At 58.8% G+C, this 7,470-nt stretch carries 7 protein-coding genes; 3 read left to right on the top strand and 4 right to left on the bottom strand.

Translation table 11 applies throughout. The features are described 5' to 3' along the window. The coding region (locus B3797_RS17700) for an inosine/guanosine kinase (RefSeq protein WP_311791770.1) at positions 1-672 on the top strand (672 nt) is incomplete at its 5' end. A 56-nt stretch (positions 673-728) separates the two neighbouring features. On the opposite strand, the gene ybaL is transcribed toward B3797_RS17700, so the two are convergent. Then, the gene (gene ybaL, locus B3797_RS17695; protein ID WP_311791769.1) at positions 729-2,417 is read right to left on the bottom strand and encodes a YbaL family putative K(+) efflux transporter; all 1,689 of its coding nucleotides are present in this window, start codon (positions 2,415-2,417) and stop codon (positions 729-731) included. Between the two features lie 451 nt (positions 2,418-2,868). Here ybaL and ushA point away from each other — a divergent pair, with 451 nt between their 5' ends. Next, positions 2,869-4,623: a bifunctional UDP-sugar hydrolase/5'-nucleotidase UshA gene (ushA, locus tag B3797_RS17690; RefSeq protein WP_311791768.1), complete on the top strand. Its 1,755-nt coding sequence runs from the start codon at positions 2,869-2,871 to the stop codon at positions 4,621-4,623. 218 nt (positions 4,624-4,841) lie between these two features. Here the strand turns inward: ushA and B3797_RS17685 are convergent, their stop codons facing one another. Continuing rightward, entirely contained in the window at positions 4,842-5,276 is a 435-nt protein-coding gene (locus B3797_RS17685) for a multidrug/biocide efflux PACE transporter (protein ID WP_311782059.1), read from the bottom strand. A gap of 88 nt (positions 5,277-5,364) precedes the next feature. Here B3797_RS17685 and B3797_RS17680 point away from each other — a divergent pair, with 88 nt between their 5' ends. After that, positions 5,365-6,234, top strand: coding sequence for a LysR family transcriptional regulator (locus tag B3797_RS17680; RefSeq protein WP_311791767.1), 870 nt, complete (start codon positions 5,365-5,367; stop codon positions 6,232-6,234). Here B3797_RS17680 and ybaK read toward each other — a convergent pair. Both ybaK and B3797_RS17670 read right to left on the bottom strand, forming a co-directional pair. Continuing rightward, positions 6,231-6,710 carry a Cys-tRNA(Pro)/Cys-tRNA(Cys) deacylase YbaK gene (gene ybaK / locus B3797_RS17675; RefSeq protein ID WP_311791766.1) on the bottom strand — a complete coding sequence of 160 codons (480 nt, stop codon included), beginning with the start codon at positions 6,708-6,710 and terminating at the stop codon, positions 6,231-6,233. The genes B3797_RS17680 and ybaK overlap by 4 nt on opposite strands. 171 nt (positions 6,711-6,881) lie before the next feature. Then, positions 6,882-7,470, bottom strand: a 589-nt coding sequence (locus B3797_RS17670) for a TraB/GumN family protein (RefSeq protein ID WP_311791765.1), incomplete at its 5' end; no start/stop codon positions are given.

The following is a 7,470-nucleotide window of genomic DNA, read 5'->3' as shown; positions in this document are numbered from 1 at the left end:
ACGATTGAATATGCGAAGCGCCACAATGTGCCGGTGGTGCTTACGCTGGGCACCAAATATGTTATTGGCGATAACCCGCAATTCTGGCGCGATTTCCTGCGCGATCACGTCACTATTGTGGCGATGAACGAAGAGGAAGCGCTGGCGCTTACCGGCGAATCGGACCCGCTGCGCGCGGCCGATATGGCGCTGGAGTGGGTAGACCTGGTGCTCTGCACCGCCGGTCCGACCGGACTCTATATGGCGGGCTACACCGAAGACGAATTCAAGCGCAAAACCAATCATCCGCTGCTGCCGGGAGCGATTGCGGAATTCAACCAGTATGAGTTCAGCCGCGCCATGCGCCAGCAGGAGTGCGAGCAGCCGCTGCGTATCTTCTCGCATATCGCACCTTATATGGGCGGGCCAGAGAAGATCATGAACACCAACGGCGCAGGCGACGGCGCGCTGGCGGCGCTGCTGCATGACATTACGGCGAATAACTACCATCGGCAGAAGGTGCCCAATTCCAGCAAGCATGCGCGCGAGTACCTGACTTACTCGTCGCTGGCGCAGGTGTGCAAATATGCCAACCGCGTCAGCTATCAGGTGCTGAACCAGCATTCGCCGCGCCTGACGCGCGGCCTGCCGGAGCGTGAAGACAGCCTGGAAGAGTCCTACTGGGATCGCTAAGCCTCAGCTGAGGTCAAAAGGCGATGTTGACCCGCGCCGACCCAAAGCCGGGGCGGTCAGAGGGGGCATTCGCGTACGACAGGGCGCTCGGCGATGTCTGTTTCCAGCATATGCAGCATACTGGAGGCGATTTCGCGCTCGCCCATCACGACGCGCGTCGCGCCGCGCGCCATGATGTACTCTACTTCGTCGTCATAGTGCGCACGCGCGATGATCTCAATATCGTTAAACTTTTCGCGCGCAGTAGTGACGATCTCGCCTGACTCATAGCCGTTAGGGATGGTCAGCAGCAGCCAGCGCGCGCAGTCGAGCCGCGCCAGCTCCATGGTTTCGGCGCGCACAGCATTGCCGAGCACCGCCCTGATGCCTTGCTCGCGCAGCGCCTCGACGCGCGCGCGGGAATTCTCCACCACGACGAAGGGCACATCCGCTTCCAGCAGTTTCTGGCCCAGCAGACTGCCGACCCGGCCATAGCCGACAATCACCGCATGGTGACAAATATCCACCGGGATCTGCTTCTCCTCTTCAGTCACCTCTTGCTGCGCCTGTTCCTGACGGCTTTCGCTCTTCGCCAGAAAACGTTCCAGCAGGCTGAACAAGATAGGGTTCAGCATAATGGACAGGATCGCCGCCGCCAGCACCAGGTTGCGCCCCTCGCTGCTGAGTAAATTGAGTGAAATGCCGAGCCCGGCGAGAATAAAAGCGAACTCGCCGATCTGCGCCAGGCTGACGGAGATGGTCAGCGCGGTGCGGCGCGAATGGCCCAGCAGCGTCACCAGCAGCCAGGCGGCGAGGGACTTGCCCAGCACCACAATGACCAGCGCGCCCAGTACGGCCAGCGGCTGCTCAATCAGGATCCTCGGATCGAACAGCATCCCTACCGAGACAAAAAAGAGCACCGCGAAGGCGTCGCGTAGCGGCAGCGTGTCATGGGCGGCGCGATGGCTCAGCTCTGACTCATTCAGCACCATTCCGGCAAAAAAAGCACCGAGCGCGAAAGAGACATCGAAAAACTCTACCGCGCCAAAGGCGATGCCAAGCGCCAGCGCCAGCACCGCCAGGGTAAACAACTCGCGCGAGCCGGTCGCGGCGCTTTTCGACAGGATCCAGGGCACTACGCGTCGGCCTACTACCATCATCAGCACCATAAAGGCAGCGACTTTGCCGATGGTCAGCAGCAGATCCCACGCCAGCAGCTGCGGACTGGCATTGCCCTGTTCCAGCATGCCAGCAATGGCGGGCAGCAGCACCAGCGTCAGCACCATCACCAGATCTTCGACAATCAGCCAGCCGATGGCGATTTGCCCGCGCTGGCTGTCAATCAGCTGACGCTCCTCCAGCGCGCGCAGCAGCACCACGGTGCTGGCGGTGGAGAGACAAAGACCAAATACCAGACCCGTCATCAGCGACCAGCCCAGCCAGGCGGAAAGGCCCATTCCCAGCAGCGTAGCGACGGCGATTTGTGCCACGGCGCCGGGAATGGCGATGTTCTTTACCGCCATTAAATCCTTCAGCGAAAAGTGCAGACCAACGCCGAACATCAGCAGAATGACGCCCAGCTCCGCCAGTTCTGGCGCGAGGTTAGTATCGGCGACAAAGCCGGGCGTAAACGGCCCGGACAGCACGCCCGCCAGCAGGTAGCCGACCAGCGGCGAAATGCGCAGCCGGTTTGCCAGCATGCCAAGGAGAAACGCCAGAACCAGTCCCCCGACGATAGTGGTGATCAGCGGTGTGGTGTGATGCATGCCTGTCTCCCTGTGTACAAATGTATCTGCCTGTAACAAAGAAGTTTAAGACAACCTGCACTCTTTCGCTGAAATAATTGCTAAATGATAAGTAGAAAGTGTGAAATTAAGAGGAAAGAGGAGCCGAACGGTTATTTTTGTCTGTTTTCGTCAATTTAAGCCGTAGTCAGGGAGATCCGCGCGCGGCGGTATAACCCTGTTTTTCTGGAAAAGGGCGCACCGGTGAGCACTATCAAAAGGAAATCTCGCCAAAAGGCGGAGAAAAGTCGCCAGGCGCGGCTTTGCATCAGCTTAGTGGCGTAGGCTTTCTTTTGATTATCAGTGTTAAAACGCGTTCAGGGCCAGCGGCAATGGCGTTTCGTCTTGAGTTAACCTGCGGAATATGCGACACAGTGGGGCAGCATACTGATACCACCCGGAACGGGCACTTCATACAATAAGGAGACGGGCTTTGCTGTTACCACGATGGGCTGCAACCGGCCTTGCGCTGCTGGCGCTGACGCCTGCGCTTTCTCAGGCCGCTGAGGCGGATCGCACTTACCGCTTTAGCATCCTTCATACAAATGATGAACACGGCCACTTCTGGTACAACGCACAGGGCGAATATGGGCTGGCAGCGCAAAAGACGCTGATGGATACGCTGCGTTATGACGTACAGGCCAGGGGCGGCGGCGCGCTGATCCTCTCTGCAGGCGACGTTAATACCGGCGTGCCCGAGTCAGACGAGCTTAATGCCGAGCCCGATATTCGCGGCATGAACCTGATCGGCTATGACGCCATGGCGCTCGGCAATCACGAGTTCGATCATCCGCTTGAGGTGCTGCGCAAGCAGGAGAGCTGGGCGCGCTTTCCCTTTCTCGCTGCCAATCTTTATCAGAAAAGCACCGGCCAGCGTCTCTTTAAGCCCTGGGCGATTTTTAATCGCATGGGGCTAAAGATCGCCGTACTGGGCCTGGCTACGCCCGATACCGCTAAGCTGGCGAACCCTGCCTATTTGCGGGATGTCGAGTTTCGCGATCCCGTCAGCGAAACGGAAAAAGCGGTGGCGGAGCTGCGCGCCGGAGAGAAACCTGACGTTATCGTGGTGCTGAGCCATCTCGGCTATGACGACAACGGCGAACACGGCAGCAACGCGCCGGGCGACGTCACCCTGGCGCGCAGCCTGCCGCCCGGCACCGTGTCCATGATTGTCGGCGGTCACTCGCACGATACGGTGTGCATGGAGAAAGCCAACGTGCTGATCAAAGAGTATCAGCCGGGGGCCGCCTGTCAGCCGGACAAGCAGAACGGCATCTGGATTATGCAGGCCGGGAAGTGGGGCGAATATGTCGGACGCGGCGATTTTACCTGGCGCAATGGTGAAGTTGCGCTGGAATCCTACGCGCTGGTGCCGGTGAACCTGAAGCATCAGATTAAAAACGCCGACGGCAGCGAGACCTGGCTCACGTATCAGCAGGAGATCCCTAAGAATACCGCAATGATGAAGCTGCTGATGCCTTATCAGAAGCGGGCTGAGACGCGCCTGAACGTCAGCGTCGGCAGTACGGTAGGGCAGTTTAACGGCGAACGCGAGCAGGTGCGTTTTACCCAGACCAATCTTGGGCAGCTGATTTTACGCGCGCAAATGGCGAAGACCCAGGCAGATTTCGCCGTGATGAGCGGCGGCGGCATTCGCGCATCGCTCCCGGTTGGCAAACTAAGCTGGCGCGATCTGCTGCAGGTGCAGCCGTTCGGCAATCAGGTGGTGTCAGTGACGATGACCGGTGCCGAAGTGAAAAAATATCTCGATGTGGTGGCGAATATTAAGCCTGACGCGGGCGGCTTCGCTCAGTTCGCGCACGTCAGCCTGGTGGCGGACGGCAGCAAGGTAAGCGATGTGCGCATTAATGGTCAGCCGCTGCAGGAGAATAAAACCTATCGCATGGCAACCAACAGTTTTAATGCCGCAGGCGGTGACGGCTATCCGCGTATTGATACCCATGCAGGCTATCAAAACCCCGGCAATATCGATGCTGAGGTGCTGCGCGACTACGTTAAAGCCCATTCGCCGCTGAAAGCCAGCGACTATGCACCGACAGAATCTATCCATACGCTGACGGAGGCGGAGAAAAAGGCGCGCGACAAGCCGCATAAGCGCAGCTATCCGCAGATGTTTCTGGCGTGGCTCTGGCCCTGGGGACGTGAAACGGCGCATAACGCGCCGTGAAAACCTGGCGGGATGCTCACGCGAGCAGTATGGCCCGATCGAAAAGGCGCTCAAGACAGCGCTGATCGCGCGGATCCGCACCTCATCCTTGAGGTGCGTCCGTCACCGGGCCAGTACGCTGCGTCGTTCAAACACGCCCTGGCGTTTTATCCCTACGCAGAGCGCTTTGCGCCTCGGCCCCTGTCATCGCTGCTTAACAGCGTAGCCGTCTGAAAAAACTATGCCTCGCAGGCGTTACGTTCGAACCAGCGCGGACGCAGCCGGTCCCATGCCCAGTTGTACGCCATGGTATAGGGCAGGAAAAACAGGAAAAACGCCACTTCCAGCAAAAATGCCTGCCACAGCGAGATGCCGAGCATCCACGCGGCAATCGGCAAGCCAATTAAAATAAACCCGCCTTCGAAAAGCAGCGCGTGCAAGGCGCGGATCAGCAGTCCGCGATGGATCTGGCCTGGCGGACAAAGCCTGTCGAAAAGGGTGTTGTATATCATGTTCCATAGCATCGCGACGGTAGAGAGCATTAGCGCCAGCGCGCCCATCTGAAACAGCGGCTTATCCATCGCCCAGGCAGCCAGCGGCGAAACGGTCAGGATCGCCAGGGTTTCAAAACCCAGCGCATGTAAAAAACGTTCTTTAAGCGAACGGGTACGCATTATTCACCTCCATCAGACAGGTGGGCATTCTGGCACCTCATGGTGATAAGATAAAATGATGACCTATCGATAAAAGCGATGGATGAAAATGCGCTACTCCCCTGAATCTTTAGAAGCCTTTGTGCAGACCGTTAGCAGCGGATCCTTTTCCGCCGCGGCGCGTGCGCTCGGCAAAAGCCAGTCAACCATCAGCATGGCGGTAGCCGGGCTGGAGGACGATCTCGGTTTCAAACTGTTCGATCGCAGCGGACGTCAGCCGATCCTGACCGATCAGGGCCGGGGCGCGCTGGCGCAGGTGCAGCAGATCCTCGCCGCCAGCGAGCGGCTGGATGCGCTGGCCATCAGGCTGGCGCAGGGCGTCGAGCCGCGTCTTAGTTTCGCCGTGTCAGATTTCTGGCAGACCGAACATCATGAGCAGCTGCTAAAGCAGTTCGACGCGCGTTTCCCGGAAATTGAGCTGGAGTGCATGATTGCGGAGGATGCCGACGTGCTGGATTTACTGCAGGCGGGACGCGTTCACCTGGGCGTGGTGCGCGCGCAGCCCGCTCTGCCGCCCGATATCGCCGTCGCGCGGCTGCAGGTGAATGCAGAAATGGCTATCTATATACATCGCGATCATCCGCTGGCGCAGCAGCCCGGCGTTACAGAAAGCGCGCTGGAGCAGGTACGCCAGCTGCGGCTTAATACCTGGATTGAACCGCAAGCTGTCGCGCCGCCGGGACGCGTCTGGTCGGCGCCGACCTATTTGCTGCTGCTGGAGATGGCAGAGCAGGGGTTCGGCTGGAGCATACTGCCGCGCTGGCTGGTCAGGCAGTTTGGTCATGGCCTTTTGCAGGAGCTGGCGCTGCCGGGCTGGCCGCAGCATATCGCGGTAGAGGCGATATGGTCGCGACGCAATCCGCCGGGACCAGCCGGACGCTGGATGATCGATCAGCTCTGTGCCCAGCCGCGCGGTTAATCGCGTCGTGCGATATCCGCCAGCGGGGCGTCGAGCAGGCGCGCCAGATCCTGCGCCGCCAGTTCGAGATCAAGACCGCGCTTGCCGCCGGAGACAAAAATAGTGGCGAAGTCGGCGGCGGAGTTATCAATAACCGTCGGCAGACGCTTTTTCTGCCCCAGCGGGCTGATGCCGCCCACCAGATAGCCGGTCACACGCTGTGCCAGCTGCGGATCGGCCATATCCGCTTTTTTCGCTCCCAGGGCTTTTGCGACCTTTTTCAGATCGAGCTGGCTGGCAACCGGCGTCACCGCGACTGCCAGCTGTTTCGCATCGCCGTTCAGTGCGACCAGCAGCGTTTTATAGACCTGCCGCGCATCCAGATTAAGTTTCCGCACCGCCTCGTCGCCAAAACTGGTTTCCTGACTGTCATGCTCATAGGGATGAAGCGTGAAAGGGACCTTTTGTTTTTCCAGAAGTTTTACAGCAGGCGTCATAAATTCATCCTTATAGGAAAAATCTCATTCCTAAATTAAATAAATTAATAGTGGCGAAAGTTTGTGCTTTGCGAGAGAATTGGTTTCGCGCCAGCTGAAAGGCTGAGCGATAACCAAAATGATAAACAAATTCCTCTTTGACAGGCCGGTAGCAATACCGGCCTTCTTTTTTTACCGCCGTAAAAGCTCAGGCAGATTTTCTTCGCCATAGAGATGCAGCGCGCCTACCGCCACGACATAATGCCCGGACGGCAACGCCCGTAATCGATCGCGCCACTGTGCGTTGCGCTGCGCAATCAGCGTATCGTTGAGCGCCGAGCTAAACGTCGAGGGCAGTTCAATGCGCGGCTGGCGCGGCGGGGCGTCCAGCCACCAGCTCACCATCATCTGCAACAGGCGCGCATTGGTATGCCAGTGCGTCAGCGTATCTTTTAGCAGCGCCATGCCGTCATCCGGCAGCGATTTCAGCAGCGCGATTTGCGTCTCTGCGCCCTCCAGCTCGATGACCGGTTTGTTCAGCGTTTTCGCCGCCTGCAGCAGCTGAAAATCGATGCCGTAATCGGGGCGTAACCCAAGCCGCTGCGCCTGCTGTGCCTGTAACATCAGCGCGATTTGCCAGGCGGGCAGGGTATCAAACATCGTCAGCGACAGATGAAGTTCGCCGCACAGCGCCTCAAGACGATCCCGATCCTCTGACGTCAGGCGAGCCTCAAGCGGCGCGCGCTGTTCGAGATCGTCAAACGGCGAGCCGCCCTGAGTA

It is taken from the genome of Pantoea sp. UBA5923, from assembly GCF_002431095.1.
Lineage (GTDB): Bacteria > Pseudomonadota > Gammaproteobacteria > Enterobacterales > Enterobacteriaceae > Pantoea > Pantoea piersonii.
The sequence above is the reverse complement of the archived record's forward strand: the minus strand, read 5'-3'. Positions and strand labels throughout refer to the sequence as shown.

Coding starts and splice junctions, on each gene's coding strand:
- ybaL (WP_311791769.1), bottom strand. CDS start 2,417: ATGCATCACACCACACCGCTGATCACCACTATCGTCGGGGGACTGGTT.
- B3797_RS17685 (WP_311782059.1), bottom strand. CDS start 5,276: ATGCGTACCCGTTCGCTTAAAGAACGTTTTTTACATGCGCTGGGTTTT.
- B3797_RS17680 (WP_311791767.1), top strand. CDS start 5,365: ATGCGCTACTCCCCTGAATCTTTAGAAGCCTTTGTGCAGACCGTTAGC.
- ybaK (WP_311791766.1), bottom strand. CDS start 6,710: ATGACGCCTGCTGTAAAACTTCTGGAAAAACAAAAGGTCCCTTTCACG.